Origin of the sequence: Sphingomonas sp. PAMC 26605 (assembly GCF_000241485.1) — a bacterium.
Lineage (GTDB): Bacteria > Pseudomonadota > Alphaproteobacteria > Sphingomonadales > Sphingomonadaceae > Sphingomonas.
The window spans coordinates 2,640,897-2,667,252 of sequence record NZ_JH584241.1 but is presented as its reverse complement, the minus strand read 5'-3'; the positions used below and the strand labels follow the sequence as shown (position 1 = coordinate 2,667,252).

The following is a 26,356-nucleotide window of genomic DNA, read 5'->3' as shown; positions in this document are numbered from 1 at the left end:
CATCAGGAGAGCGCGCAAAGGTCTGTGGGCCGGCGGTGACCCGGACCAGGTTCCAGCGCGGGACGTTCGCGACGCCCGCCTCGCCCGGCGCGTAATAGCCATTAATCTCGACCGAACGCGTGTCGGTGTGAAACTTGCGGCCGTACATCAACCCGAATGCCAGATTGCCGGCGCCGTCGCTATCCAGGACCGCGTTCGACCCGACGTCCGGCAAACACCGGGTCAGATCGATCCCGAAGCCGTTATTGCCGGCACCGTAATCGTAGAAGACATAGCGGTTGCCGATCACGCCGCGGAAAACGTCTCCGCTAAGCGCGGAACCGTCGGCGGGTCGCATGTCGAAGCTGTAGCCGCCGAATGTGGCCGGCGCGCCCATGGCTGGCCGGATGGTCGGAGCTTCGTCGAAGAGCAGATTGGTGCCGAAGCCGAGACTGGCTCTCGTGAGGTCCAGCCCGGCGCCACGGTTGCCTGCGCCGCCATCGCCGAACACGAAACGATTGCCGATCACGCCGATGAAGGCAGGCGCCGAAAGGTCAGAGTCCGCCGGCTGTTCGAAGTTCGCGTAACCGCCAACATTTGCAGGAAGGCCATCCGCGGGCGCGAACAGCGCGCCCTTTTTAGGTGCTCGGGTCTCCAGAGCCGAAACCGCCCCGGCCTCAGCTGCTTCCGCACGGTCCGCTGCGTCGGTCGCCGTGGCGACGATTGGCGCCAGCTGGTCGAGCCCATCGATCGATACCTGCGCAACATCAGTAAGGACAGACACCGACGCATTCGACCAAGCCGACCAGGACTGCGACCGGGATCCGCCGCCCTCGGGGCGCGACGCTGGCGCACCGTCCGCGCCGTTCACCGTCGCCAAGGCGACGAACTCGCCGAAGATCAGCCGACGCTTATCCCCGCCGATCGTGGCGATCAGGTCGTAAGCGAGCGGCGCGGCATCGCCCAGCTCACCGATATAGGGGACCTTCGCGTCATCCTTCATCGTCGCTTCAGCGATGCGGATCTGCACCGTGCTCGTCGGCACACCGTCAGCGATCGAGAACTCGGCGAGCGACAGTCCTTCGACATCGGCTGCGGCGATGTTCAGATCGACCAAGGGAGCGCCCGGCGTGTCCGGCTTCAGCCGGACTTGTAGGCGCATTGCCGCAGCGCGAAGATCGAGCCCGACGAAGCGAACCGTTCGCACACAGGCGCCCGCCCGATCGGCGACGATCGGCAGATGAGCCGCAATTGCCATGATATTCTCCGGTTGGGTTCTAGAGCCCGGCCGCGTCGAGGCGCAGCTCGAGGGCTTTGATCTGCTCGGCCGAGTAGGAAGTGGTCCCGTCGCTCACGACGCCGGCGCTGCCGGCATCGGCGACGCTGGACACGGTCAGCGCACCGGCCGTGACCGGACCAAGCACGCGGCGTGATCCCGTGACGCCGCGGACCCGGTAGCTCACCGCAACCTCATAGGATGTGTTCTGCGACACCGACGTGATGGTCTTCTCGATCGTCGTCGCGGCGTCGGTGCCCGTCGCCGTCCAGGCGCCGGCCGTGGTGCCGGCGGTCCGATATTCGAAAATCACGGCTTCGGCGCTCGAATTGCCGACCGCACCGGTGAGGTGCAGCGCGGGCTGGGACGCGCCATCCGCCGTCAACGCGGTTCCGGTGAGGGTCCAGTCCGCGCCGTCTGGCGCTGCGACGCCGGTGCTATAGGCCAAGCTGACGATCGGCGGGGCGGTGCCCGTCTGCCCGAGCGCAAACGAATGCTTGTCGTCGGTCTCGCCGCGCAGCGTGTACGTCACGACGCCGGATTGCGCCTCGATCGCGCGGCCGGTGACGAGCGTCTTGATCGAGAGGCCATCTTCGGGCTCGAAGGTGACGCAATCGCCGACCTTGTAGTTCAGCCACCACGGCTTGAGCGGAACCGAGCCGGGGCCGGCTTCGCGCAGATCGTACAGGTCATAGCCGGCGAGCTGCGCGACCTGATCGACGTCCTGGACCAATGGATACGGAATTTCCTTCGTCCGTTCGTCGCCATCGAGCGTGACGAAATCCGCGACCGACACCTCGCCGGCCGACACCATCTCCCAATCGTGCGCCTCGGAGCGATATTGCGGGATGATGCCGTTGAGGCGGTTACGGCGCGGCTGGGTGCCGGCGAAGGTGCATTTGCCGACGATATCGTCGCGCGTGATGGTCGCCAGGCTGACGCGCGGCGCACGATTGATCGAGGTGATGACGCCGCCGATCAGCGCCGGGCGCGCGCCGCCCGCCTGGAGCATCGACTTGAGGCTGTTCCAGAGGGTGTCCGGACGCGTGTTGACCTGGCCGCCGATCGTCCAGTGCCGCGCGTCGTCGAGATTTGCCCCCTCGACGAAACTGGCGACGTCCACGCCCTTGACCGTCCCGCCCGCGACGGGCGCGCCGGCACCGATACCAGCCACGCGCACGCCGTTCTGATATCGTCCCATAGCCCAGGTCAGGCCATGGAGATGCGGGTTCTCGGACCACACGTAGGTGTCCTCGTCATACGCCCTGCAGGTGCCGTTGCCGCCCGGGTACGTGCTGTCGAGGCGGGGGTCGTAGACCTTGACCCAATGCCCGATCCAGGCGGGTGCCGGCTCGGTCGTCAGGCCGTTCGTGGTGCGCGTGTCATACTTCAAGGTCAGCATCGTCGCGGCGAGGCCGGAGAGCTTGTGCTGGGGCGTGAACCCGGCCGGGTTGCCAACTGGGGAGGTCAGCGCCGTCGGTTCCGGGCAAAGGCCCAGCTGCTGGCGCTGCCACACCTGGCCGGCATAGGTTCCGACCGCCGCACCGCCGCTATCGAACGCGGTCGTCGTCTTGTTGAGGAAGGTCGTGTCGATCGACGCCGCGGTGCAGATCGTCAGGATCGTAACGAAGGTCTCGTACATGTTGTTCGTGCCGTGCCCGCGGCGGAGCACGATGTTGCCGCCCGCGAGCGTGCGGCCCATCAGGTACGGGTTGCCGGCATAGGGATCCGGCTTCCATTTCGTCTGCGTTCCACTGGTCGCCGATGGCTTTGGTAACACCGCCTCAAGGCCGCTCGTCACCGCAATACCGATCGCACCGAGCAAGACGCCGCCGACCAAAGTGCCGCTGACACCCAGCGCCAGGCCGACCGACCCGGCGACGCCAGCGAACGACGCTCCGATGCTCAAGCCGGCGGCGACGCCGACACCGGTCGCGATCAGTGCTGCGGCGCCGATGACGATCGCTGCGATTTTGAGGACTTTCATTGCGGATCCGCGCGCCAAGCGGCGAGCATCTGCAGCGGCTGCATGACGACGACGCCATCCGCGCATTCGTCATGCCAGCCGGCGACGCGGCCGTTGCCCATGACGATCACGAGCGCGCCGAGCTCGTGATCGGCCGGCATCAGGATGATATCGCCGACGATCGTCGCCGCCGGCGAGATCCGCTCGAGGCCAAGTGCGTCGAGGGCGGCCGAGATCGAATCGTGGCCGGCGCTGGCGAGCGCCTTCATCGCCGAATTGACGGTGCGATAGCTGCCGGCAGGCGGCAGCTTCACCCTCCAGCCGAGCAACCGCAAGTGCGCGGCCGTCATGCGGACGCAGTCGGCTGTGCCGAGCTTCTGCGGGCGCTTCGACCAAGTGTCGAGCGTGATCTGCGCGGCGTCGCGCCGGCGTACCAGCGGATGATCCGGCGCCGCCTCGATGTCAGGTGCGGGCATAGCTGATCGCCCCGATGCTGGAGTTGTTGGTACGCGTCTCGACCGCGCTGGTGTCGAGCTTCTGCCCCCACGGGACATAGGTCTCGACGTCGGTGACGAAAGCGAGCCCGAGCTCGCCAGGCCAGACCTTCTGGTGGAACGCGTCCGAGAGACGCTTTCCCTCCTCGGTCGCGAACAGCCGCTCGGCGATGCTCGTCGCTTTGAACTCCAGTCGGCGATCGTTCGCGTCCCAGGAAACAGTTGGGACGTCGAGCTCGCCGACGAACAGCACATACGGCGCGCTCACTGCGGTCCCGGTCCACATGTCCACGCACCCCATGGCGATCGTCACCGTCGAGCCTTGCAGGGCCGGGTCGATCAGCCGCGCCAGCGCGACATCGGTCGAGGGGATCAAGCCCAGGCTGATCGAGGGCGCCTGGTCGTCGAGCGTATCGGAAAGGCCCTTGATCGTGTCGAGCACGCCCCATGTCGGGTCGCGCCCGACGAAGAGCCGGTTGCCGACCATCAACTGGCCGGATCCGTCGAGCAGCATCAGGTCGTACCCGGGCAGGTTGATCTCGACGCACCCGAACAGCAGCGGTCGCTCGCCGCGGAGCGCCGCGGCGAGTACTGGTGGTAATTCTGACATCCCGGTTAGCTAGGCAGCACGCCGGCGAAGGCGAGGCCGCAGCCAAGCACGAACGCGAAAAGCGCGAGGGCCGCCGTAGCGACGCCGGCATATTGCGCATGCAGCCCGCCGCGATGCGCTCGATGCATATCAGTGGTCCGCTCGGCAGCGAGCCCGCCGATCGCGCGCTGAGCATCCCAAGCTTCCATCATGCTCACCGCGTAGAATGCGGCTTGCGACAGGAAGGCCGAGAGGTTGGCGAGCAACGTCATGGCCAGGCCGAGCGCGAAAAAGCCGAAGGCGTACCACAGCAACCTGGCGTCGAAATGCGGCGGTGCCTTGCTGCCGAGCAAGGTGAACAGCGCGACCAGCGCGCCGCCGTTGATCAGCATAAGGCTCTGCAGGCCCCGATCGACGAGCGCGACCTGATACTTCACCCGCTCCGAAGCGTCGGCGATCGCCGCCTCGTAATCAAGGCGCGCGGTCGCGCTTGCGATGTCGTCGGCCATGATCACTCGTCCTCCGTCACGGTTATGGAACCGAAATCGCTCCACGGCGCGGTCTGCCGGGTCCACTTCACCGACTGCCCAGAGAGGCTGCCCTGGATCATCGGCTTCGCGAATTCGAGCACGTCGCCGTCGGCCGGGATCACGCGCAGCATGGGGAAGATCGACAGCTCGAGCGTGCCGTCGAGCGAGAGATCCTGTGCGGCGATGAAATAGAGATAACGCCGGCCGAGATGGATGTGGCTGAACGCCTGCCCCACCCGCACGTTGTATCCGCGCCGAAAGCCCCGCACCGCAAGCGCCATGCCGGACTGGCCCGCGCCAGCCACCACAGGCGCGCCGGGGGCGCCGACATCGAATCCATCCTGGCCGAACGGCACCAGCGCACCGAACAGCTTCGCCAGGCGCAGCTGCGCCGACCAGATCCGGCCGAGAGGCTCGGTCGGCATCGTCGGGATGGCGAACTCCAGCGCGTGCCGAGTTCCGAGGCGCATCAGCGTCTGCGTCGCGCCGCCGTTGGTAGCGACCAACGCCCCGCCCCAATCGAGCATAGATGGGCTGTCGGTTTTCAAGCCAGGATAGCTTGGCAGCGGGATCGGGCCGGCGATCGGTGTCGCCATTATGGGATGCTCCGCGATCGATCGTCGGCATATTCCTGCTGCGCCATCGCCGAACCGCCGACCATTGCAACCTGAGCGAGCGGCGCGGCGGCGCGCTGCACATGCGCATCGAACAGATCGGACTTGTCGATCTGGACGTAGAGGATCTCGCGCGTCGTGCGGTTTGCGCGCTGCGCCTCGCCGATCGAGCGCATATCAGGCGCCGCGGGCTGAAAAATGCTGCCGACCGAGGGCCCGACCCGTCCGCCGGCCGCGCGGCCGCGCAGCTTGCCCTTGTTCATGGCGTCGATCAGCGGCCACCATTTGGCGGTCGCCTCGGCCGTGACGATCGACTCGCCGTTCGAAACCGCGAGCGGCTCCTTTCCGTCGATCATTGCGAGGATGCTATCCGACGTGCCGGTACCTGCGCCCGAGATACGGCCGCCGGTTGCCTTGCCCGGGATCCGTCCGCCCACGCTCAACCCAAACGGCGCGCCGATCAGCGAGAAGATGCCTTTCTCGATCGCGATACGCGCGAGGTCAGAAATGATCGACGATGCCATCTTCTTGAAGGCTGAGGCGACGCTTTCGGTCCCGTTGAGAAGACCGACGAGCCCATCCTCCAGCCCCTGCAGGCCGTTGACCTTCAGCTGCTCGAGCGCACTCTTCGTATCGGCAGTGCTAACCTTCAGCTTCCGCCGATATTGGTCGAACGGCCCCTCATTCTGGCTGGCGAGGACTGCGCCCTTGGAAGCATACCGCTCATCGAGCGTATTCTGATCCAGCGTGGCGATCGCGCGGTCGCCTTCGCTGGCACCGCTATCCTTCGCGAGGACCGCCGCGATTTTCCTGCGCTCTTCCTCCTTGGCGAGCGCGAGCAGTTGCAGCTCGGTCGTGCGGCGCTGGGCGACGGTCAGGCCCAGTTGCTCGTAATTGGCCAACCGATCGCGATCGATCTCGTTCTGCCGCCCGTAAAGCGACAGCCCGTCCTGGTCGTTCTGGCGGCGCTCCTTCACGTCGACGACGTTGGTCGCGGCCTTCGCCGCCTGGTCGTTCAGCTTCTGGAGATTCCTAACGCGCTCATCGTTATAGTGGCCAGCCTTGCCCTGCTGCGCGATCTCCTCGTTTTTCGAAATACGATCGGCTTCGATGCGATCGCGCTCGATCTGCGCCCGCGCGGCGGTCGAGTTGGTCAGCTCGGCATTGGACTGAGCGATCTTGTCGTTGGCCGCGCGCTCGGCCGCTTTGTAGGCGCGCGTATCGTTCGCCTCGTCCTTTACCTCGGCCGCGCCCTTACGCGCAGCAGCCGCGGCCGCTCGATCGGCGCGCGCGCCCGCCGCTGCATTGCGCTTGGCGTCGCCGGCGTCGATCTTGCCTTGCCCGGCGTCACGAAGCCGCTGCGCATCAGCCGACGATCGGGCCTTGGCAGAATCGTCGGATGCTCCTGCCTTCCGGTACGCCTGATATTGGGTGAGCTCGTAAACCGTCGCCTTAAGCCTGTTGATTTCGGTCTTATCGCCGCCGGCCTGCGCGATCTTGAGATCATTTCGAGCCTGCGCGAGGTCCCCTTTGATGTCGCGGCCGCCCGTCAGCGCTGAGGCGGACAAATTCTTCTCGAGCGGGCGACCGGCGATAGCCTGATACTGGCGACGGGCTTCGGCGAGATCTGCGCGCGCCTTGGTGATCGCGGCCTGGTCCTTCGCATTTTCGGCTGGACGCTCGTCGGTCAACGAGAAGTCCAGAGTATCGCCTCTACCCCGCACCTGCGAATTACGCTCGCGAATACGATAAGAGGCTTCGCGGATCGTCGCCGATGCCGAATTGCCGACGATCTGAAGTTTGCCCAATGCGGTATCGCGTTGCTGAATAGCGAGTTGGCGGAGCTGCTCGGCGGCTTCGCCCACCTTGCCCGCAAACGCTGCCATCTTCCCAGTGGCGGCGGCTGCATTCGTGCCGACCTGTGTGATGGCCCCGGCCGCCGAGGTCGCGAAAATCGCCGTCTGCCCAAGCACGGTTGCGGCTTCACGATGGCGCTCCGCGAAAGCCTTGGTTTGCTCAGTAGCGCGCTCCGCTTCACTCCGAAAATACATGATAGCTGCGACGACCGCCGCGATCGCGATGATCGGCAGTGCGCCAGAGACCAGTTCGAGCGCTCCGGCGAAGAGAGCCGTAGAAGTCGCGGCCGCCCGGGCGCCGATAGTCGCAGCGGCGGTAGCAACGGTAGCGGCTTCAGTGGCGGTTGCCGAGGTTGCGGTCGCAGCTGCGAGCGATTCTTCGGCCGCGATCAGTTCGACATCGACCGCCGCCTGCCGCGTGCGCATGGCGGCCAAACGCTGCGAAGCGAACGCCGCATCGTTTTCCGCTACGGCGCGAGCCTTGTTGGCCGCAGCAAGATTTATTCCGCCATTGGCGATGTTGGAGTTTGCAGCCAGAGCCGCCTCTGCTCGCTTCGACGCCGCCAGTGCCTGCGTTTCCGCAATAGATTCGCGAAGCACTTCCTGCTCGGCGCGGCGTGCTACGATCGTCGCCTCGATCGAGGATACCTCCGCGGCGGCCGCCTCTTGCACCGCAATTGCTGAAGCCGCCGCGTTCGCCGTCCGATCAATGAATTGCGCATTGCCGAGCAGCACCTGACGCGCCAGCGCCTGGTCAGCTTCAGCGACGTGCGCGAGAACGCCGGCGACGGCGTTGAACCCGAGGCCGGCCGCCTTGGTGACACCAAAGCCAATCGCGATAGCCGTCAACGCGGGCAACACCGTGCCAAGATTATCCGCCAGCACCTTGATGCCGATCCCAAACCGGTCAGTGGCCGATAGGCCCTCGTCGGTTTCACCGATATACTTGCCGAGTGCGTTGTTGAGCGTCTGGAGCGACGCAGCGATCGTCAGCGATGCCGCACCTGCCTTTTTCTGCAGGCCGTCGTAGCCGGCGAGCACTAGGCGGAAAAGATCAGCCGACGCCAGCTTCTGGTCGTTCACGTCGTTCTTGATCGCCGCGACGTTGCCACGATACTTCTCGCTCGCATCGGCCGCCGCCTGCAGTAGCGGGCGCAGCTGATCGGCGACCGAGTTGTAATCCTGCGCGTGTACAACGCCGGTGCCCAACGCCTGGGAGAGCTGCAGCAGCGCGCCCTTGGCTTCCTCGGCCGACACGCCCTGGACCTTGATCGAAGCCGCCACGGCATCGGTGAATTTGAGCAAATCGTTCTGGCTGGCGCCAAGCGCCTTTCCCGACTGGGCGGTGCGACCGTAGAGCGTGCCGAGTGCCTCAAGCGGCGCGCCGTATTTCTGCGCCGACTGGAACAGCTTTTCCTGCACCGAGGTGAGGTTGCTACCCTCCAAGCCCGCGATCTTCAGCGCGTTGGTGAACCGCGTATAGCCATCGGCATATTCAGCTACCTTTTGCACCGAGAAACCTGCAGCGAGCCCCGCCGCCGACGCGGCAAGCGCGGTCGCCATCGCGCGCGAGGATGCCTCGACCTGGTGCTGGATCCGCACAGCCGACGCGCCGATCGTCCCGATCTGGGCGTTGACGCGCGCGACGGCCGGCGCAACGCGGTCGAGGCCTTGGCCGAGGTTGGCGAAACCGCGATCGGTAGCATCGAGGGTACGCTGCGCGCCCTGCTGGAAGCGCGTGAGTTCGCCTTGGGCACGGTCGAGGTTGCGCCGCAACAGCTCGGTGGTAGCGTCGACCTGTAGCAGCAGCTGCTTGACGTCTGGACTGTCAGCCATCGACGTCTCCCTTGCTGACCATCACGACTCGTCGGGACAGTTCATTTGCTTCCAGGCTTCGAACGCGGCGAAGAACTCGTGCGACGTCGACGACCAGAAGGCGTCCGCGCTCCACCCGAGGGCGGCGGAGGCGATTCCTGCGAGGTTTCGCCGATACCGGGCAGGATCGGTTCCGGTATCGGCTTCGGTTTTCCCGAGGCGTCGACCCCGCCCGAGGCCGCATTGAGCATGACGATCGCGATCCGCGGCAGGACGTGCATCACGCCGATGTCGAAGATCAGGCGGCCGATCTTGGTGCGGTCGACGCCGATCGCGCTATTGCGCTTCTCGGCCTTGCCCCATGCCTTGACCGTCTCGGTCACGATGATCGCCGCCGCGCCGAGTTTCATGCTGCCGTCATCGGCAGCGAGCGCCATCTCGGTCAGCGACATGCCCGTCGCGTCCTCGCACTCCACGACCGCGTCATACGACGGTCGCAGCGTGAAGGTGACGCCGCCGAGATCGAGATCGACCTCGCCGCGTACGGCGTTCGCGCTCATCAGGCGAGCGTGTCGATGGTCGGCGCACCGGCGAAGACCAGCGTGGTGTCGACTGTCACGACATTGTTCTTGCCGTAGTCGTCGTTGAAGTCGGTAGCGTACACCTCGCATTCGAACACCGCATCGGTAGTATCCGCCTCGAGGCCGCCCTTGCGGACCTGGACGACGAACGGCACGGGCGGCGTCGACTTCGCATCGCTCTCGAGCGCGGTATAACCGGCATCGGGCAGTTCGGGATTGATCTTCAGCGTCGCGGAGCCGTCGCGCAGGCCTGCAGCCTTCGTGGCGAAGCCTCCCGAAGTCTTCGAACCGGTGTCGATCGTCGCCGCGGTGCGCTTGATGGAGAGATCACCCTGCCCCATCACGACCAGGAAGGTCTGGCCGGTCGCCGGCTTGATCCAGAGCAGATAGTCATTGCCGAGTTTGATGCCCATTGGGACCTCCATGAAAAGACGCAGCCGGGCAGCCGCATCGGTTAAATCTTGGGAGCGCGGCCGTTCTCAGACCGGCGAGGCGAAGACGGTAAATTCGTCGGTGCCGAAGTACGTGCGCTCGTCGACCTGACGGGCGTCGCCGTTTAGCCAGAGCACCTTGATCTCGAAGCTGTCCTGCAGGAGCGTTTTGCCGTGCAGGGCATCCTTCACCTGTTGTCTGAGCAGCAAGATCGGCCGGCGTGCCGGCTGCCACACCTCGCTCGAGATGGTGAGCGAGATCTGCACCGTTCTCGAGGTTTTCGACGGCAGCGGATCCTCGGTCATCTCGGCGACAATGACGATCGGCGCCTGAGTGCCCGCGGGTACGTCTTGATACACCACGCCGAGCGTGACGCCGGCGGTGAGCGCATCGAAGACCGCGAGCTCGGCCGCCGCCATTGCGCTACTCATCGCCGCCCCCCGACACCCGCTTCAGCGCGCGATCCCAGATCCCGTTCAGGCGCTGGTTCATCACGGTGCGCAGGTTGGTTGTGGGCGAGTAGACGAAGCGGCGCGGCTTCAGCGCCTTGACGCGGAGACTATAGGTCGTGCCGAGATCCGCGGGCTTCACGCTTCCGCGCGCGGTCCCAGCGCCGATACGGCCGACCCATTCCTTCCGGTGTTTCCTGTTCAACCGATGCACCGTCACTGTCTGCGCACGGCGGCCGAATTCGAGGATCCGCGCATAGAACAGCTTCCGGTTGGTCGGCTTTCCGACGAACCCGACCACTAGGCGTAGCGTGGACGCATAGAACTTCCACGACACGCCAGCGACCAGACGCCCGGTCTTTCCGCGCGGCGCGCGCGCGACGATCGCGTTCTGCAGCTCGGGCCCCGCCGCGCGGATCGTCGTCGCGAGCTCACTGCGGATCGCATCGGGCATGCGCTTCAGCAGGCGACGCGTCGAAATGATCCCCTTGACCCGCGAAGCCATCAGGTCGGCACCCCGGACTCGGCAATGATCAACAGGCTTTCCCGGCGATTGTCCGGATCTGCGCAGGTGCGGATCGCCATCGTTATGTCGCCCCAGATGAGGCGGTGCTCGACCTTCACGTCGGTGCGAAACCGGATCGTGATGGCGTAGAACTGCGTCGATCGCTCCAGCCCCTGGGCGAAAATCTCGCCCCCGTTCTTCGACAGAACCTCGGCTGGGACGTCGCTCGCGATCGCCGACCAGGCGTCTTCGCGGCCGGCGCCGACGCGGACGGGATTGTTCTGCTCGATCCGCACTCGCTGGCGAAGCCGACCGGCCGCGAGGGTCACGAGGTCGCGAACTGCGTCAGCGGCCATAGCAACCAGGTGACGGCGAGCGGCAGTTCGGTCGGTACACCCTTCGTGTCCACGACGGCCGCGCCGCGATGGCTGTACCAATTCTCGACGAGCAGGAAGATCGCCTGCTTCACCGCTGCCAAATCATCCAGCGGTAGCGGCGAGAGGACGTAGGAAATCTTGATCGCGCCCGGGCGCTGCTTCGCGATCGGCCAAGCATCGAGCGGAGCGACGCGTGCGGGGATCTGGTCCAAGTCCACGATATAGGTCGCCGGATCCAGCGTTTGCGCGGCGGCGGCGCCGTCGAAATAGGAGATCGAGGTGACCGAAGCGACGGTGCCGCCCTCGAGCTCGAGATAAAGCGCATCCGGCTGCTGCACCTCGAGCGGTACGCCGATCGGCGCCGACGGGAAACTATCGAAGGTCGCGATCGCGGCGGTCCCCACCACGGCGCGATGGATCCGGCCCTCGCACGCGCGGCGCGCCGCGGTGAGCAGGATCGTGAGATAGCCATCCTCATCCGTCGCGCCCTGGTCGAGACGCAGGTGCGTCTTGATATCGGAGAGCGCGACGGGCTCAGTCATGGCTTAAGCACCGGCCTCGGGCTGGAGCTCGTTGGCTTCGGCGTATGCGACGCCGTCGGCATCATCGTCTGCCCAGCCAGCCTTCACGGCCACCTTGGCCGCGGCGGCCGAAAGGGTGATGACATGATTGGGGAGATGGTCCTTATGCTTGAGCAGCACGCGCACCTTGACGTCCGACGCCGGAGCGTCCTCGATTTTGTCAGCCATTTCGGTTCCTTTCGGTGAGATTGGCGATCGCCGCGGCTCGGTCGATCAGCCCAGGCGCCGACGCGCGGAGCGCGTCGGCGTGGATCGGCTCAGCTGGCCGCGTTCTGATAGTAGGCGACGGGCTGACCGGCGCTCATCAGGTCGCCGTCGCCTCGGGCCCAGGCGAGGAAGCCGACCTGGCCGCGCGAGGTGTAGGTGCTGTCGTCGAAGCGGAACAGCGTGACCGCCATCACGTCGCGGATCATGTACTGCGACATGTCGCCGAACAGGATCGACTTCGCATTCGCCGCCATCGTCGGCATTTGCTGATTGATCGTGTACTTGTAGCCGTTGAAGGTATCCGGCTCCTTGGTGGTGTAGCCCGGCATCCAGAGCGGCCGGTTCTGGCTGTCCTTCATCTTCTTGAGGACGCGCAACGTGTTGTCGTGGAACATCCAGCCGACGCCCGGCATCGCGCGATAGGCCGGATCGACCGAATGCTCGAGGTCGATCAGGTCGTCGGTCTGCACGGTCGCGGTCTGCCCGGTCATGCCGACCTTGCCGGCGACAGCCGCTGTGACGATGCCACGCGGCTGATTGGTGCCGGTGCCGGTCGTGTACATCCGGTTCTGGATGCGTGCGATGCGGGTGGCTGCCGCGCGACGGATGAACGCCTCGATGTCGATGCCGGGGCCCTGATCCTGGAGCAGCTCGAACGGGATCGTGAAGATCTTCGAGCTGAACTTGAAAGCGCCGATATCGATCGTGCCGAAGGACGCGTCCTGCGCGCTGGCCGGCTGATTTTCCGCGACCAGCTCGCCTTCCTGTCCGGTTTCATCGACCGTCGGCCACGGCAGCGGGTTGCCGCCGGCGGTCTGCACGACCGTAGCGACCGAGCGCATCCCGCCGAATGCCTTCAGCGCCTCGAGCAGCTCGCCGCCCCAACCGGTCGGCACGAGATAGCCGCCCGCCGCGCCGTTCGACTGCTGACCGGACTGTGCGTTCTGCGGACGACCGGCGACGAGCAGGGTGATCTCGTCATTGGTAAGACCGCGCTCGCCGCGCACCAGGAAATTGCGGAATGCGGCGTTGTAGGCGATCGCTTTCGCGCGCTCGTCGGGCGAAAGGACGTTGAGCGCCTGCTGCTGGCGCTCCTGGTTGCCTTCGTCGGCTGCAGCATCGCCATCGATCTTCGCTTGGCGCTCGGCGCGCACGATCTGCTCGTCGATGCGGTCGATCTCTTCATAGATCGCGTCGACCTGCACGCCGATCGCGGCGGTATAGGTCGTGGTGTTGGTGTCGAGCAGGTTGCGGGCTTCGGTTGCCTTGGCGGCGCGCTGGTCCCGGAGCGCCTTGATATTGATCATGTGTCGTCTCCAAAGAAAAAGCCCCGCTGGTGAGGCGAGGCTTCGGAAAGGCGACCGGGGGGACCGGCGCCGGGTTTGAGCGGCTGCTTACGCGGCCGTTCGCTCGTACAGACCGAGACGGGCGAGCGAGCGCGTGCGCATCGTTTCGTCCAGGACGGGCTCCTGTTCGGTGAGTGACTTCGGCGTGTTCGCGAAGGCCGCGAGGTTGAAGGCGCTGGCCTGCGCCTTCGCCTTCTTGGCGGGCGATTCGGTGACGGCATCTGCAAAGCCGGCATCGACTGCTTCCTGCGCCGTGAACCAGGTCTCCGCACGCATGAGCGCCGCGATTTCGTCGTTCGGCTTGCCGGTCTTGCCGGCATAGCCCGCGACGAGGACGTCATCGATCTTGCCGAGCAGCGCCGCCGTCGCGGTCATGTCGTCGGAATTGCCCATCGCGAACGTCCATGCCTGATGGATCATGTAGAAACCCCCGTCGGCGATCTCGACGGTGTCGCATGCGAGCGTGATCGCGGTCGCGGCCGAAGCCGCAAGCCCGTCAACCTTGGCGGTGAAATTGGCGGGATGCTCGGCGATCGCCGTCATCATCGCGCGTGCTTCGAACACATCGCCGCCGGGGCAATTGATGCGCAGCGCCACGTTCGGGGTCGTGATCGCGGCGATCTCGCGCGCGAAGTCGGCGGCGTTGATCCCCCAAAAGCTGTCGATTACGTCGTACAGATAGACCGTCGTGGTATCGGCGCCGGTCGCCTCCGAGCGCAGGCCGGAACCCTTCCCGCGGTTGTCCTGGGCGAGGTTAAGCAGCTTGCGCATCGGTGGGTTCCTCTTCGGGTTCGGCAGCCGGCGCGCCAGGCGCTGCCGGCGCGCCGGTTGGCTGGTAGATCTCGTCGCCATCCGGCACGGGCGGGAGGTTCACCTTGCGACGCGCTTCGTTCTGGCTGATCCAGCCGGGCAGCTGGTTTCCGCCGAGCGCGGCGCGCAGATAGGCGGCGATCGCCTTGCTATCGCCGGAGAGCAGGAAGTCGTCGTCCCACCACACCACGAAGGGCGACACGCGCGCGCCGACGACAGGAAAGAGCTTGCGGGTGTATTCGGCGGCGATGCGCTTCTTGTGCGGCAGCATCGTCCAGCGATCGAAGCCGATCGTCTGCTGCTCGACGCCGGTGCCCCAATTCGAAGTGCCCGATGTTTCGCCGGCCATGTTTGGCGGCACGCCGTAGATCCGGCAGACGTCGACCACGGAATATTGCAGCAACTCGAGCAGCTGCGCGTCTTTCGCGGTGACCGCGACCCGCTTCCACTCGGCGCCTTGCTCGAGCAGCAGGGGGTTGTGCGCGTTCGCAACACCCTGGGCCTTCTTGCGCAGATACTCCTTGAAGTCGCGCCGTTGTTCGGTGGTGACGCCATTCGGAAACTGGAAGAAATCGTTGGTCATGAGCCCGCGCTCGAACTGCCCGGCTTCGTAATCGCGGGTAGCGAGGCTGATCCCGACCGACTGGGCGTGGTGCGAGATCGGGGAAAGCGCACGGATCCCGTCGATGCTCAGCCCGGGGCCCTTGAAGTGCAGCACGTAGGAGGAATGATGATCCTCGGTCGTGCCGTCCTCGTTGGTGAACCGGTACCAGATCGAGCGGTCGGCAGAGCGAAACGGTAGCACGCGCGCCGCAAAGTAGAAGTCGATATCGGTCAGGGTGCCGTTGCGCGCCTGGCGCATCAGGCCGTAGCCGTTGCCGCGAAGCAGCATCTGGATTGCCTGATTCTCGACGAACGTCGGGCCCGACATTTCCTCGTTGGGCTCGACCGACAGGAAGCGATTGTACGCATGGCCGTAGTCCCGGACCAGCTCGCCCTTGTCGGTCACCCGAAAGACGCCCAGCGCCTGTGACATCAGCGCGCCCGAGATCAGCGTGACGCACCGCCACACCGCGGTCGACCGCATCGCCGTTTCCGGCGTGACGTTCATTCCAGCCGCGCGCTGGCCGCTCCCGAACCATTCGAACATTTCGCCGCCGGCGATCAGCGGCGCGCTCTCGACGGCGTTCTGCACAGCGCCGCCGCGGCGCGCCTCGGCCGCGGCCGCGCGCGGCGAGAGCTTGTAGCCGTCAACGCTCACAGAGGATCCTCGTCATCATCGTCATCGAGGTCGACGAAGAACTTGCCATCGTACTTCGTCCCTTCGAGCTCGATATTGTCGGCCGCACCGGCGCCCATCGCGCAGGTGACGATGCCGTCAATTTTCCCGCGCGAGCGTTTCTTGTCGAAAGCCCGGTTGGCCTGGCCATCGGTCGCCATCGCGGCGTTGGCCGCGCAGCTGTAGGTGACCGGCGAATCGTCGATGACGATCGTTTGCTTGAGGATGCGATCCTCGAACCGCTCGATCGACCGCGGCATACAGTGCTGACGGTCTTCGAAGACCACCTTCACCCCCTGCGCGTGCCGAACCATCTTGAGGCCGGTGCCCTCGGGCTTGTCCGGTCCTTCAAATTTCCACGCCGGGAACGCGATTTCCTCGCATGCGGTCTCGAAGTCGGCGAACTGGGCCGGATCGAACACCAGCTCGACGACATTGTGCTCCGCGCAGATCCGCGCGACCTGGGCGGCTACGAAGCTCTTGTCGATCGTCGCGCCCGGGACTGCGACCAAGTGCCCGGCCTCGACCCATTCCTCATACGGCGCGTTGTCGGTCTTCGCCCGGTCAGCCAAGCCGTCCTGCGTCGTCCAGTACCAGGTCTTCTGCCAAAGCACGCCGGCGCCGTCCAACCAGGTGGCGGTGAGCGCGGTGAGATCGTTCTTCTTCGACAGATCCAGCGACAGCCAGCACCGGCAGCCCTTCAGCGCCGCGATCGCCGCGTCATCGACCGGGCCGAGGACCGCCGCGAACTTCTCCTCGTCGATCCAGAAGTCAGCCGCACCGGTCGGGATCCCGAAATACAGGCGCTTGACCGACGATGCGGTCGACAGCCTGGTCTTTGCGGTCTGGACCTCCTCGCGGATATTCGCGACCGGATAGGTGATACCGAGCGCTGGCAGAGATTTCTGCCAAACGGCCTCGTTGGTGAAGACCGTTTCCCGGTCTTTCTTGTCGACGCGGAACACGAGGCTGAAGGCGGTGTCATCCCGCTTCTTGCCGGTCGCGATCTCCTGGTAGACCTCGGAGTAGCCGTTGCCGACATGGCTCGAGATCGCCGCAGTGTTCGTGCCCAGGATCATCATCGCCGAGCCTGCCACCTTGGTGATGGCTCGACGCCAGATCTCGATCTGCGCGTCGGTCTTGAACTCGTGAATTTCGTCGGCAAGCACCATGCGTGGCCGCGGCCCCGATTGGTTCTCGCCGCTGGCGAGCGGCAGGAAGAACGACTGGCTGGCTGGATGCTCGATTGTGTGGGCGTTCTTGCCGACGCCGCCGATCTTAACGTGCCCGAGCCCCTCTAGCGTCTCGCCCTCGTCGTACCCGGGCACCTGCGCCCGGCACATCGCTACGGCATCCTGGAATAGGACGTTGGCCGTGTTCTTGTCGCCGCCGATCGCGTAGACCTGACTGCGCGGGAAGCCACACCAGCCCATCGCGTAGAGGCCGAGCCCGCCCATCAACGGCGACTTCGCTTGCCCCTTGCCGGTCTCGATCCAAGCCGATCGGAAGCGCCATCGCCCGTCCGCGTTGACCCACCCCATAAGCGAGCCGACGGCGAACACATGGTAGGGCAGCAGGTGGAACGGCTTCCCCGCTGCAGGGCCGTCGGTGATCGTGAAGACCGACGGGAAGAAATCCAAAGCGCGCTGGGCGAGCTCAGGGCGGAAGAAGTAGCCTCGTGTCTCCGCATCGCGGAGATCGCGGAGGTGTCGCTCGGCCGAGCCCCGGACAAAGTCGCCGACCGGGAAGTCGCCCCGAACGGCCGCCTGCGCCCAGCGGGTGGTCGGGTCGATCTCCCCGGGGGCGTCAGCCCGTACGGGAACCGAGGAAGGCATCGGCGCTCGCGCTCCGGTCGCGCGGCTTCGTCACCTTCGCGACCTTGGCGCGACGCCCGGGCGAGAGCCCCAACTGCGCCTCGAGGCGCTCGGCCGTGTTCTCGGCTTCGCGCATCGCCTTGAAATAGATCGAGAGGCGCGCGATCGCCTTCGGGTTGTCGGCGCTCGGTTCGGTCACGATGCCGTCGTCGGCGACTTGGCGCGAGCAGCGATCATACACCAAGTAGGCGAGCACCAGGCGCTGAAGCGCGTGGCCGTTCGAGGTGGACAGCGTCTCGCGGCTGCTCATCTCCTCGGTGATGCGGCGCCAATGCTCAGCCGCGATCTTGCGCTCGGCCGGGGTCGGCAGAAGGACTTTCCATGCCGGCTCGACGATGCCGGAAGCGGTGACGGGTCGCTTCGCCATGACCCGTTTCTCCCGAACTTTTTACTTTGAAAACGCGATCAATGCACACGGGGGTTGCAAGCGGTGTCCGGCGACCCGGCTCGCTGACTTTCGACCCCCCGGGGGGCCGCCGCGGCGCCCGCAGCGGGCTGCCGGGCATGATCCGTGCCATTTCGAGCCCAGATCAGCCCGGTTGCCGCGCTTTTCCGTGCTTCCACGGGTGGTTGGGATCGAGCGGTCGGCCGCTTGCGTCGCAGCCGCGCTTGCCCGCCTTGCGCTGATGCCCGAACTGCTCAGCCGTCACCTCGAGGTGATGAGGCTGGCAAAGGTTGCGGGTGTTCGAATCCTCGTCGCTGCCGCCATGGTCGAGCGGCTTGATATGATCGACTCGAGTGGCCTCGGTGGTGCGGCCGTTGGCCAAGCACATCTCGCAAAGGCCATTGGTGCGACGCAGGCGTCGCAGGCGTTGCGCCTGCCCTGCCCTGCCGCGGAGTCGCTCGACCTTGCGCACCGGCGTCAGGCGGCGACGGTGCCGGCCTGGGCGACCGTGGTGAGCACGAAGACGTCGGCGCCGCCGCTGGTGCCGAACCCGAGCGTGCGCAGCTGCTCGCCGTGCTTGCCCTCGAGCGCCTTCTTGGTGGCTGCCTTGTCGACCGACACCTTGGTGCTGACGTAGGGCTTGGCCCAGCGCTCGGCCTGCAAGGCCCTGACCGCCGCTTCGAAGTCGTCGGCTGTGAAGGTCAGCGAGGTGGAAGCCGCCTTGGTGCCGATCATGCAGCCGCCCAGCTCGACGGTCTTCCGCTTGCCGGTCAGCAGCGACTTACCATCCTTGCTCCACCACGCCTCGAGCACGCCGGCGACCGCCGACCGCTCCTCGAGCACAGGCAACAGCAGGGAGTCCGCGACGGCGTTGGTAGCGGCGATCGCTGCATCGCGGTTGCTGGCGATCGTCGCCGCTTCACCATCGAGGCGGGAGACGCGCTCGAGCAACTCTGTGGCATGCTCGGCGGTGCGCGGCGCGCGCGGCGGCTTGAAGCTCGGCTTGGTCACGCCAGGCGCTTCAGCATGCGGCGCTCGCGGGCCCGGCGCTGCTGCCGGGTATCTTGTCCGGGCGGCATCGGCTGGACGTCGCGGGGCTGGCGGTCAACCGCCGAGGCCGTGGCCACTGTGGCACAAGATGCCATCGCAGCCGCGCAGAGGAGCAGAGAGGTCTGTCGCATTTTAGGCTCCAGGAATGGCGGAGAACCCCTCCGCCCCGTTCAGAATATCTGGCGGAAAACCGCGCGTTGGAGACCGCAGGCGGGGATCGATGCCCCGTCGGTACCCGCTGGCATGTGCCTTTGCATTGCCGATGTCGGCGAGACCGCCTGGCGCTCGCGAGCGCCGACCAGGAGCGACGATAGCTGGCGGTTCACGCAGCCGCTGCGTCGCGAGGCGCGAGCAGCTCGTCGACGACGCCGAGGATGCCACGATTGGCGCCAGCGTGCGCCGCAGCGGTCCGCGCTGCGGTGAGCTCGCGCTCGATCGCGACTAGGCTGGCTTTCGAGATCTCGGCCTTGTCGCCGTTCAGGCCCGCAATGAAGGTGCGCAACGACGTCAGGTCGATCAACGGCGGTCTCCACGAAATGGTGCGACAATCGCGCGGGCGAGCAGCTGTGCTCGCTCTTCGAGATCCTCGAAGTCCGTATGGCCCGGGCGCCCCAGCCGGGCGTCGTGCACCAGCCGATCCCAGTCGGGCGTTAGGCGCTCGAGCTGGTCAGCAATGGAGACGCGCGGCTGGGGCATGGGAAGCGCTCCAGATACGGGAACGCCGACCGGCCCGGGGGGAAGGCGGTCGGCGTCAGGCGCAATTGTCGCGGGGTCGAAATGGCAGGTTGCGTGGCCATTTCCGAGGGGAGTTTTTGTAAGCCCCCTGCAGATTATCCAAGAATGCTGGCGTGGGCGCGGTCGAGAGCCGCGCCATCGACCTGCTTGCAGATCCGGCCGTAGATCTCCGGCCAGAGATCCAGCGCATCGATCAGCAGCTGCTTGGCGCGGCGATTGTGCATCCGATAGCGCTGGGCGACGACCGTGAAGCCGACCGTTTCGCCGACAACCATTTCCAGTACCGCGGCGATCGGGCCGCGCACCTCGCGACGCCATTGCGAATAGGCCATCTCGCGTCGCACTGTGCCGAGCTTCTCGTAGAAGGTGTCGTCGCCGTTGCGGGATTTGTCGACGCGTTGCTCGGCGCTCGAGGTCCGCACCTCGACGGCCGCGCTGATCCGCTCGGCGACCGTGGCGATCTCGACCGCCGAGGCGAGCTGCTCGGCATCGATGCCGCCGGATATATACAGGCGGGCCAGAGATCCGTCCTGCCGGCGCGCGTTGTGCTCGTGGGTCTCGGGTGTCCCGTGCGCCTTGTGGTCCCAGCGCTCGTGCATCTCAGCGCGGCCCTTCCGCAGCGCGCGCTCACTGCCGGCGATGTCCGGGTGGTTGTGCGCCCAGCGCCGGCGGTTGAGCTCGACGTCGTCGGCGATGCTCTTCTCGAGCTCCGATCGCTTGCGCCGTTTCGGCGCCTTGGTCGACCAACCGACGCCGCGCGGCTCTGGTGCTGGTATCGCGGCCTTCGCAGCCTCGCGCTCAGCCAGCGCCTTCTTGTGTTCGCGATCGATGATCGCCCGCATGACCTTGGCCTGCGCTGGATTGCTGTCCGACATGATTTCCCCCGAATTCTGACGCGGAGGTATGACCGAGCTCGGGCACGCGCGGGAGGGGAGGAAATGTAAGGGGCTGCGCGATCGACACGGCCTGATCGCTGGTGTTGACCTTCCAGCCTGCCAGGGCGAGCACCCGCGCCGCCTCCTCGATGCTAGGCCGCCCCTCGAGCTCGGGAAACGACATGCCGCGGCGATCGCCGGCCTCGCGGCGAATAAGCCCCTCGCGGGTGAGCGTGGCCACGTGCTTTTTCACAGTGTCGCGGCTGACGCTAAGACCGTGAGCGATCTCGCCGTAGCTAGGCGAACGGCCCCAACGCACGAAATACGCCTTGGCGAAATCGAGCACTTGCAGCTTGCGACTGGCCATCACTGGCGTCAGCCCGAATTGCGCATCCATCGGTAAGCTAGCGTCCGCACCCCTGCCCGAAGAACATAGCGGGAATGCTTCACATACGCCATAGATCCGATGGCACAGAACTGGGCATGGTGATCGATATGAGAGTGCGCACGCCCTTATGGGAAGACCTAATGTTGGTCGTGAAGGTGTTCGCTCTAATCCAGGTCGCCTGCATCCCGATCTGGATTAACGTAGTCCGCGACCTTCGGCAGCAGGCTGCAATAGATGGAACCCACGATCGCGGCGGTGATGAGTTCCCAGCCAAAATAGAGAGCATCGACAGCGCGCGTCGTGTCGGGCGGTGTCGCTCGGATCGCGGTCCTGGCCACGGCGATAGCAGTGCTCTGAACCGCTTGATTCCAAATCAGCATCGCGAAGTACGCAAATATGAAAACCGCCAAGCTGACGATAATCGGGGCTAGAGACCGCCTGCGGCGGTTGAGGGCGAGAGCAGTCAGGGCACCCAGCCACGCCGTTTCGATGGCCACGACTGCGCCGAAGATGGCATCGCTCGTCATAGCTCAAAATTTCGTATCGAATTTGGGGAAGCCAGTGAACGGCGCTTTTTCGCAATGCCCGCGTGATCGCACGATCCACATCACGTCGTGATCGTCACTTTCTTGATTGGTTTGATCAATCCGCTGCTCACCTGTCCTTCGATCGACTTGATTTAGAAACGAGCTACGAACCATCCCGTCAGGATTGTCGCTTAATTCTAAAAGGAGCTCGGTCGGCTCCACGCGGTATATTTTCCTCGGTGCCTCACATACACCCTCGCAAAATTCGCTGCGATCGAGATCGACGCGGTATATTGCGGAGTAGGGTTCGCTGCTGCTGCGAGCGACATATTCCGTCGTGGTTGTCCCCGAACACACCAAGTTGAAGGCCATCATGGATGTGATCGCGGCGGCTGTCATAGGCTGCCACTCCAAACCTGAAGCGATATCGCGGTATACATAATCGTTGGTTCACCTTCATCACTTGCTCGGAAAATCTGTCCAAAGACAACGCCCTCGCAAAAGGGGGAACTCGATGAACGTAGCCGTATTTCGATCGACGCCTGGTTGTGATGAAGGGTGCGCACGCTGCGAGATCAGTTGCGCTGTGATTGCAGCGGTGCGGGACGAGCTCTGCCGCGAGGTCGACGCCCTGCAGGGAGCGCAGGTGCTTCATCCATCGGTCCAGCGGGAAGAAGATCTCGCAATTGCGACAGGCCAACTGGCAATCGCTTGGCGAGCGTTCGAGCAAGCCCGTCCACGGGCTTCGCCTGTCCTGCAGAGAGGAGTAAGCCCTCAAACATCCGCGCCAGCGCATCTTCACTAGGAAGAGCCACCTGCAACGTCACGAACTGAACTGGCAAGGGGGTTCGCGGCTGGATTGGTGCGCTGGGCTCACGCGGGACGTCTTCTCCTCGAAGCCACCGCAACGACACGCCCAGCGCATCAGCGATGTCTGGAAGAAACTTTGAGCGCTGTACGTTGCCACCGAAGATCTGATTGATAGCACCCGGGGTGCAGCCAACCACGCGAGCGAGCGCTGACTGGTCCTTTCCCCAGTCGTTCATTGCCAGCTCGAGCCGCTCAAGATTGATCCCGATCACGAAGAACGTCTAACCCGCGCTTGATAGGGCTCTAATAATTGTTTGCTATTGCGCTTAGCTGATAGCTGGCTATAAGTCCTTGCCATGGACGTAGCGCTGACCCCCTTCGAAGCCTTCGAACTCGCCGTCTCAAAGACGGAGAGCGAGTCGGAATTTGCACGGATCGTCGGCTGCACACCGGGCAACATTAACCAGTTGCTCAAAAAGAGGTCGCCTCTCTCGCATCGATTCGTTCTGAAGGCTGAAGCTGCAACGGGCGTCTCCCGCCACCTTCTCGCCCCCGACATCTATCCCGACGAATCCGACCAGCCCCCCCACCGTCTCGATCACACCGCGCGCAATACAGGCCCCCTCGACGATCTGGCGCCAGCGCGATGACCGCAACATCCCTCCCCCCTTTCGGCCGCCAGCAGACCGGCCGGATCACCTGTGACGTGGACCCGATCTCGGGGGTTTTGGCATTCACCACCGTCACGAGTGCGCTTCGTCTGCCTGTACTGCGTACCAGCGCGGGGCGTCGGTCGTCTTTTGCGATCGGCGTCCCGTTTTCGCAGGTGTGCAGCCATCCCTTTTCCCTCGGCCGCCATCCGGGCGGCGAGCGCCGGCGGCGGGGGCTCCCCTGCCCGCTGCCGGCGTCCCTTCTTGTTGGCGCTGCGCGATGACCAAGGTCCGCGCGCCCCTCACGTTCGACAACGCACTGGCGCGCATCGCCGGCCTGATCGGCTGGGCCGAGATGGCCCGTGTTGTCGGCCAGGCTGAAAAGACCGTGCGCAATTGGGGCGATCCCGACACGGGTCAGCAGCCCACGATCAACGCCGCGGTCAAGCTCGACGTCGCATTTCAGGCGGCCGGCGGTGGCGGCGCGCCGATGCACGAGACCTATTCGCTGCTGCTCGAGCAATCGCGCGCCGACGTGTTCGCCGATCAGATCGAGCTCGGCCGCCGCACCTGCGACGTCATACGCGAGGTCAGCCAGGCCGAGGAAGCACTCGTCCGCGCCTCGATGCCGGGCGCAACTGACACCGACCGCGTGTGCGCGCTTCGTGAGGTCGAGGAAGGCATCGCTTCGCTGACATCGACCTTACCGTTGCTGCAGGGGGAATCGCCATGATCCTGATCGACCGATCCGGCTGACGCCGGGCCGCCCCCACCACCATCGCCCGATCCCCAACCCGCTGACGACTGCCGTCGCGGGACGGAAAACCTGTTGCCTGGAAACCCGCATGAGCAACCGCGCCGCCCTCATCACGATCATGACCGAGTTCGACGCGATCGACGATCGCCTGCGCGCGCTCCGCGCGGGCACGTCCTCGATCCGGGCGGCGTGCCAGATCGACGCCGCGCGCGATTGCATGATCCACGCGAAGATGCGCCTCGCGGTTTCACTGGCGTCGATCGACCCGGTCATCGATCTGGTCGCAATCGCCGAGCAGGCCGCGCCCTGCCAGGCCGGGGCCGGGGCATGACCGCGGTGATTACGCCAGGCGCGTACCTTAAGCGGTGTCGGCAGGCGGCCGGTCTGTCCGTCGCTGACGTCGCTGCACGGCTCCCGACGGATCCGCCTTCGCCTGAGCACCTCCGCGGCGAATGGCTCGAACTGATCGAAGCGGATGCAACGCCAGCGAGCTTTCGGACGATCATCGCCTTGCGGACACGCGGCTTCCGCTTCGACATCCACGTCCTTTCACTGCTCGAGGCAATCGCGCAGGGGATCGAGGCAACCCCGCCGCGGCTATGCCGAATCTGCGCCTGCAGTGATCACGCCCCCTGCATGAGCGAAATGGGCGACGGATGCACGTGGGTCGCTGAGGATCTCTGCTCGGCCTGTGGCGATGCTCCAGTGGGGCAGCACGCGTGAGCGGCGATCGTCCGTCCAACCGCCGCGATCGGCGTGTCGCGCGCGCGCTCGTCGGCATCGAGATCGCGATCGTCCTGATCGGCGTCTGCGTCAGCTTACGCCTGCTTACCCGCCCTTCCCTGGCGATGGCAGCCCTGTGGGTCGCCCTGTTCGTCGCCGCCACCGCGTTCGCCATCATCCAGCGGGAGACGCAACGATGAAGCCTGCCCAATCCGTCCACATTCGCCCCGACATCGTGCACCCGCTCGATTGCCCGCACGCCTGCTGCAACCCGCGTCGCGCGCTGCTCGAGCGCCTGGCGCGCCGCGCGGCCGCGCAGTTCGCCGCCGGCATGGCGATCGGTGCCGTAATTGTCGCTGCAACCGGCAATCTGGGAGCGGCGCTTCGCGCGCTGGTTGGCCAGTGAGCGTCACTATCGCGTCTGTAGACGAGCAAATCGCCGCAGGTCGTGCGCTCGTACCGGATCATCTGTGGACCGGTGTCCGCGAGCATATCCTGTTCGGTAGGCGGAGCGGCAATTTTCTCAGCGCGGCCTTCGCTAACGATCTGCTTAATGCCGCGACCGGTGCGGACGAGGTGTCGTTCGAGCGCCTGCCGGACTTGATGCGCTTCCTTCACAATTATGCGCCGTATCACTGCTGGGGTTCGCGCGCCGTGCGCGATCTCTGGCGCGAGCTGGGCGGCGTGGAACGCGCTGCTTTTGAGGACCCAAGATTCGAAAGCCTGAAAGAGGCAGCGGCGGCATGAGCGACATCATCGCCGCCGACCAGCTGCGTCTGCTCATCGACCGGATCGAGCGTCTCGAGGAGGAAAAGAAGGGCATCGCTGACGACATCAAGGATGTCTACGGCGAGGCCAAATCGACCGGCTTCGACGTCAAAACGACCCGCGCGATCGTGCGCCTGCGCAAGATGGAAAAGCACCAGCGCGAAGAGGCCGAGGCGCTGCTCGAGACCTACAAGCAAGCGCTGGGGCTCGACTGATGCGTCTGACCGAGACCTTCCATGACTGGCTGTTGTCCACGATCGACGAAGCTGGGGTATCGATCCCTCATGGCCTTGTCCTGGGGGACGACGACAATCTGACCGTTGTCGCCTTGGCCGTTCCGATCGATCAGGCATACGCCTTCATGCTGACGGAGTGGGCGCTCAATCGTCCGAAAGAGATCATCTTTGCGATCGACCGGTTCACGAAGCCCGGTCAGGGCACGACCCTGGGAGATCTAGTCGCGGGCCATCACTTCGTCCGTGATCAATCGAGCCGCCCCTTTATCGTCGAGTACCGACACGATCCCCGAATCGTGCAGCCGATCGACTGGGGAAACCTATTCTGGAATTCGGCGCTGACGCTGGAACTCCGAGGCGCGATCCGCTTGCTCGGAATGCCGAAGTGAGCGCCGATAATCCCAAGCTGCAGGCGGCTTTCGACTATGTCGGCAAGCTGACGCGGGCTCGGGTCGCACCGGCGACGATCATTGATGGCCTGGTTGCCAATCACGGCGCCGCGCACCGCACGCGGTGGGATGGCAGCCGCCTGTCCTGCGCCGGCGTCGTTTCCACCTGCACCTTCAGCCCCGACAAGGGATTGCTCGAGAACTGGACCAAGACGGCCAGCCTGCGGCTTATGAAGCTCGCGATCGAGCAACAGGCATGAACGCGCGGCGCGCCCAGCTGGTGGTAATCGACATTGCCGACGTCGCGGCTGGGCGCTGCTGCTGCGGCGCCTGCGCGCGTCTCGATCGCCGCTATCCGGCCCAGGGCTGGCAGCTGGCACTCCCGCTCGGTTCGGGGGACCGGCCGGATGCGGTCCCCCTCCCCGTTTCTGATCCCGACGCGCCGACGGCTGCAACCGTCGACGTGAGCGCACCCTTCAGCCGCACAGTCGAGACGCGCTCGC

At 65.3% G+C, this 26,356-nt stretch carries 38 protein-coding genes; 11 read left to right on the top strand and 27 right to left on the bottom strand.

Features of this window, described 5'->3' with window-relative positions; translation table 11 throughout:
• The 7 genes from RH90_RS23955 to RH90_RS12445 form a co-directional block, all read right to left on the bottom strand.
• Nucleotides 1–1,237 (bottom strand): hypothetical protein (locus RH90_RS23955; protein WP_010186025.1); only part of this gene is annotated, 1,237 nt, incomplete at its 3' end.
• Between the two features lie 19 nt (nt 1,238–1,256).
• Nucleotides 1,257–3,242 carry a hypothetical protein gene (locus tag RH90_RS12470; protein ID WP_010186023.1) on the bottom strand — a complete coding sequence of 662 codons (1,986 nt, stop codon included), beginning with the start codon at nt 3,240–3,242 and terminating at the stop codon, nt 1,257–1,259.
• A complete protein-coding gene (locus RH90_RS12465) occupies nt 3,239–3,697 on the bottom strand; it encodes a DUF6950 family protein (protein ID WP_010186022.1) in 459 nt (152 codons plus the stop codon). Before RH90_RS12465 ends, RH90_RS12470 begins: the two co-directional genes overlap by 4 nt.
• Nucleotides 3,684–4,325 carry a hypothetical protein gene (locus RH90_RS12460; RefSeq protein WP_010186021.1) on the bottom strand — a complete coding sequence of 214 codons (642 nt, stop codon included), beginning with the start codon at nt 4,323–4,325 and terminating at the stop codon, nt 3,684–3,686. Before RH90_RS12460 ends, RH90_RS12465 begins: the two co-directional genes overlap by 14 nt.
• 5 nt (nt 4,326–4,330) lie before the next feature.
• The gene (locus tag RH90_RS12455; protein WP_010186020.1) at nt 4,331–4,813 is read right to left on the bottom strand and encodes a hypothetical protein; all 483 of its coding nucleotides are present in this window, start codon (nt 4,811–4,813) and stop codon (nt 4,331–4,333) included.
• A gap of 2 nt (nt 4,814–4,815) precedes the next feature.
• Nucleotides 4,816–5,430: a hypothetical protein gene (locus tag RH90_RS12450; RefSeq protein ID WP_010186019.1), complete on the bottom strand. Its 615-nt coding sequence runs from the start codon at nt 5,428–5,430 to the stop codon at nt 4,816–4,818.
• Nucleotides 5,430–8,867: a tape measure protein gene (locus RH90_RS12445; RefSeq protein WP_232280405.1), complete on the bottom strand. Its 3,438-nt coding sequence runs from the start codon at nt 8,865–8,867 to the stop codon at nt 5,430–5,432. Before RH90_RS12445 ends, RH90_RS12450 begins: the two co-directional genes overlap by 1 nt.
• A gap of 24 nt (nt 8,868–8,891) precedes the next feature.
• Between RH90_RS12445 and RH90_RS24290 the strand changes: the two genes are divergently transcribed.
• A complete protein-coding gene (locus RH90_RS24290) occupies nt 8,892–9,107 on the top strand; it encodes a hypothetical protein (protein WP_232280417.1) in 216 nt (71 codons plus the stop codon).
• 74 nt (nt 9,108–9,181) lie between these two features.
• Here the strand turns inward: RH90_RS24290 and RH90_RS12440 are convergent, their stop codons facing one another.
• The 20 genes from RH90_RS12440 to RH90_RS23465 all read right to left on the bottom strand — a co-directional run bounded on the left by RH90_RS12440 (nt 9,182) and on the right by RH90_RS23465 (nt 22,602).
• Complete coding sequence (locus RH90_RS12440; RefSeq protein WP_010186016.1) at nt 9,182–9,679, bottom strand: hypothetical protein; 498 nt, start codon at nt 9,677–9,679, stop codon at nt 9,182–9,184.
• The gene (locus RH90_RS12435; RefSeq protein ID WP_010186015.1) at nt 9,679–10,113 is read right to left on the bottom strand and encodes a phage tail tube protein; all 435 of its coding nucleotides are present in this window, start codon (nt 10,111–10,113) and stop codon (nt 9,679–9,681) included. The genes RH90_RS12440 and RH90_RS12435 overlap by 1 nt, the downstream gene beginning before the upstream one ends.
• A 66-nt stretch (nt 10,114–10,179) precedes the next feature.
• Entirely contained in the window at nt 10,180–10,551 is a 372-nt protein-coding gene (gene gp17, locus RH90_RS12430) for a tail completion protein gp17 (protein WP_010186014.1), read from the bottom strand.
• A gap of 4 nt (nt 10,552–10,555) precedes the next feature.
• Nucleotides 10,556–11,086, bottom strand: a complete 531-nt coding sequence (locus RH90_RS12425) for an HK97 gp10 family phage protein (RefSeq protein ID WP_010186013.1) — start codon at nt 11,084–11,086, stop codon at nt 10,556–10,558.
• Complete coding sequence (locus tag RH90_RS12420) at nt 11,086–11,415, bottom strand: head-tail adaptor protein (RefSeq protein ID WP_010186012.1); 330 nt, start codon at nt 11,413–11,415, stop codon at nt 11,086–11,088. The genes RH90_RS12425 and RH90_RS12420 overlap by 1 nt, the downstream gene beginning before the upstream one ends.
• The gene (locus RH90_RS12415; RefSeq protein ID WP_010186011.1) at nt 11,412–12,005 is read right to left on the bottom strand and encodes a head-tail connector protein; all 594 of its coding nucleotides are present in this window, start codon (nt 12,003–12,005) and stop codon (nt 11,412–11,414) included. The genes RH90_RS12420 and RH90_RS12415 overlap by 4 nt, the downstream gene beginning before the upstream one ends.
• 3 nt (nt 12,006–12,008) lie before the next feature.
• The gene (locus RH90_RS12410; RefSeq protein ID WP_010186010.1) at nt 12,009–12,212 is read right to left on the bottom strand and encodes a hypothetical protein; all 204 of its coding nucleotides are present in this window, start codon (nt 12,210–12,212) and stop codon (nt 12,009–12,011) included.
• A gap of 89 nt (nt 12,213–12,301) precedes the next feature.
• On the bottom strand, nt 12,302–13,558 hold the full coding sequence (locus RH90_RS12405) for a phage major capsid protein (RefSeq protein ID WP_010186009.1): 1,257 nt from the start codon (nt 13,556–13,558) through the stop codon (nt 12,302–12,304).
• A gap of 87 nt (nt 13,559–13,645) precedes the next feature.
• Entirely contained in the window at nt 13,646–14,368 is a 723-nt protein-coding gene (locus RH90_RS12400; RefSeq protein WP_010186008.1) for a head maturation protease, ClpP-related, read from the bottom strand.
• The gene (locus tag RH90_RS12395) at nt 14,352–15,668 is read right to left on the bottom strand and encodes a phage portal protein (RefSeq protein WP_010186007.1); all 1,317 of its coding nucleotides are present in this window, start codon (nt 15,666–15,668) and stop codon (nt 14,352–14,354) included. The genes RH90_RS12400 and RH90_RS12395 overlap by 17 nt, the downstream gene beginning before the upstream one ends.
• Nucleotides 15,665–17,521 (bottom strand): terminase large subunit, encoded by a 1,857-nt coding sequence (locus RH90_RS12390; RefSeq protein ID WP_010186006.1) that lies wholly within the window; start codon nt 17,519–17,521, stop codon nt 15,665–15,667. Before RH90_RS12390 ends, RH90_RS12395 begins: the two co-directional genes overlap by 4 nt.
• Nucleotides 17,493–17,927 (bottom strand): P27 family phage terminase small subunit, encoded by a 435-nt coding sequence (locus RH90_RS12385; RefSeq protein WP_010186005.1) that lies wholly within the window; start codon nt 17,925–17,927, stop codon nt 17,493–17,495. Before RH90_RS12385 ends, RH90_RS12390 begins: the two co-directional genes overlap by 29 nt.
• Nucleotides 17,928–18,090: 163 nt before the next feature.
• Nucleotides 18,091–18,333: an HNH endonuclease gene (locus tag RH90_RS12380; protein WP_442852472.1), complete on the bottom strand. Its 243-nt coding sequence runs from the start codon at nt 18,331–18,333 to the stop codon at nt 18,091–18,093.
• 89 nt (nt 18,334–18,422) lie between these two features.
• A complete protein-coding gene (locus tag RH90_RS12375; protein WP_010186002.1) occupies nt 18,423–18,956 on the bottom strand; it encodes a host-nuclease inhibitor Gam family protein in 534 nt (177 codons plus the stop codon).
• 361 nt (nt 18,957–19,317) lie between these two features.
• The gene (locus tag RH90_RS12370) at nt 19,318–19,515 is read right to left on the bottom strand and encodes a hypothetical protein (protein WP_010186001.1); all 198 of its coding nucleotides are present in this window, start codon (nt 19,513–19,515) and stop codon (nt 19,318–19,320) included.
• Nucleotides 19,516–19,825: 310 nt separating this feature from the next.
• On the bottom strand, nt 19,826–20,605 hold the full coding sequence (locus tag RH90_RS12360) for a hypothetical protein (RefSeq protein ID WP_010185999.1): 780 nt from the start codon (nt 20,603–20,605) through the stop codon (nt 19,826–19,828).
• The gene (locus tag RH90_RS22620) at nt 20,529–21,002 is read right to left on the bottom strand and encodes a LexA family protein (protein ID WP_157134582.1); all 474 of its coding nucleotides are present in this window, start codon (nt 21,000–21,002) and stop codon (nt 20,529–20,531) included. The genes RH90_RS12360 and RH90_RS22620 overlap by 77 nt, the downstream gene beginning before the upstream one ends.
• A 155-nt stretch (nt 21,003–21,157) precedes the next feature.
• Nucleotides 21,158–21,520, bottom strand: a complete 363-nt coding sequence (locus tag RH90_RS12350) for a hypothetical protein (RefSeq protein ID WP_010185997.1) — start codon at nt 21,518–21,520, stop codon at nt 21,158–21,160.
• 3 nt (nt 21,521–21,523) lie between these two features.
• Nucleotides 21,524–21,919 (bottom strand): hypothetical protein, encoded by a 396-nt coding sequence (locus RH90_RS12345; protein WP_037492765.1) that lies wholly within the window; start codon nt 21,917–21,919, stop codon nt 21,524–21,526.
• A gap of 176 nt (nt 21,920–22,095) precedes the next feature.
• Nucleotides 22,096–22,602: a transcriptional regulator gene (locus RH90_RS23465; protein ID WP_037492763.1), complete on the bottom strand. Its 507-nt coding sequence runs from the start codon at nt 22,600–22,602 to the stop codon at nt 22,096–22,098.
• An 84-nt stretch (nt 22,603–22,686) separates the two neighbouring features.
• Between RH90_RS23465 and RH90_RS12335 the strand changes: the two genes are divergently transcribed.
• From RH90_RS12335 to RH90_RS12290, 10 genes are all read left to right on the top strand, one after another.
• A complete protein-coding gene (locus RH90_RS12335; RefSeq protein WP_010185996.1) occupies nt 22,687–22,980 on the top strand; it encodes a YdaS family helix-turn-helix protein in 294 nt (97 codons plus the stop codon).
• A 280-nt stretch (nt 22,981–23,260) separates the two neighbouring features.
• A complete protein-coding gene (locus RH90_RS12330) occupies nt 23,261–23,713 on the top strand; it encodes a hypothetical protein (RefSeq protein WP_010185994.1) in 453 nt (150 codons plus the stop codon).
• 112 nt (nt 23,714–23,825) lie between these two features.
• On the top strand, nt 23,826–24,068 hold the full coding sequence (locus RH90_RS12325; protein WP_010185993.1) for a hypothetical protein: 243 nt from the start codon (nt 23,826–23,828) through the stop codon (nt 24,066–24,068).
• On the top strand, nt 24,065–24,460 hold the full coding sequence (locus tag RH90_RS12320; RefSeq protein WP_010185991.1) for a helix-turn-helix domain-containing protein: 396 nt from the start codon (nt 24,065–24,067) through the stop codon (nt 24,458–24,460). Before RH90_RS12325 ends, RH90_RS12320 begins: the two co-directional genes overlap by 4 nt.
• Nucleotides 24,457–24,660, top strand: a complete 204-nt coding sequence (locus tag RH90_RS12315) for a hypothetical protein (protein WP_010185990.1) — start codon at nt 24,457–24,459, stop codon at nt 24,658–24,660. Before RH90_RS12320 ends, RH90_RS12315 begins: the two co-directional genes overlap by 4 nt.
• Entirely contained in the window at nt 24,657–24,866 is a 210-nt protein-coding gene (locus RH90_RS12310) for a hypothetical protein (protein ID WP_010185988.1), read from the top strand. The genes RH90_RS12315 and RH90_RS12310 overlap by 4 nt, the downstream gene beginning before the upstream one ends.
• Nucleotides 24,863–25,207: a hypothetical protein gene (locus tag RH90_RS12305; protein ID WP_010185987.1), complete on the top strand. Its 345-nt coding sequence runs from the start codon at nt 24,863–24,865 to the stop codon at nt 25,205–25,207. The genes RH90_RS12310 and RH90_RS12305 overlap by 4 nt, the downstream gene beginning before the upstream one ends.
• Nucleotides 25,204–25,443, top strand: a complete 240-nt coding sequence (locus RH90_RS12300; RefSeq protein WP_010185986.1) for a DUF2312 domain-containing protein — start codon at nt 25,204–25,206, stop codon at nt 25,441–25,443. Before RH90_RS12305 ends, RH90_RS12300 begins: the two co-directional genes overlap by 4 nt.
• Complete coding sequence (locus tag RH90_RS12295; RefSeq protein ID WP_010185985.1) at nt 25,443–25,853, top strand: hypothetical protein; 411 nt, start codon at nt 25,443–25,445, stop codon at nt 25,851–25,853. The genes RH90_RS12300 and RH90_RS12295 overlap by 1 nt, the downstream gene beginning before the upstream one ends.
• Nucleotides 25,850–26,113, top strand: coding sequence for a hypothetical protein (locus RH90_RS12290; protein ID WP_010185984.1), 264 nt, complete (start codon nt 25,850–25,852; stop codon nt 26,111–26,113). The genes RH90_RS12295 and RH90_RS12290 overlap by 4 nt, the downstream gene beginning before the upstream one ends.
• The last annotated feature ends 243 nt before the right edge of the window (nt 26,114–26,356 follow it).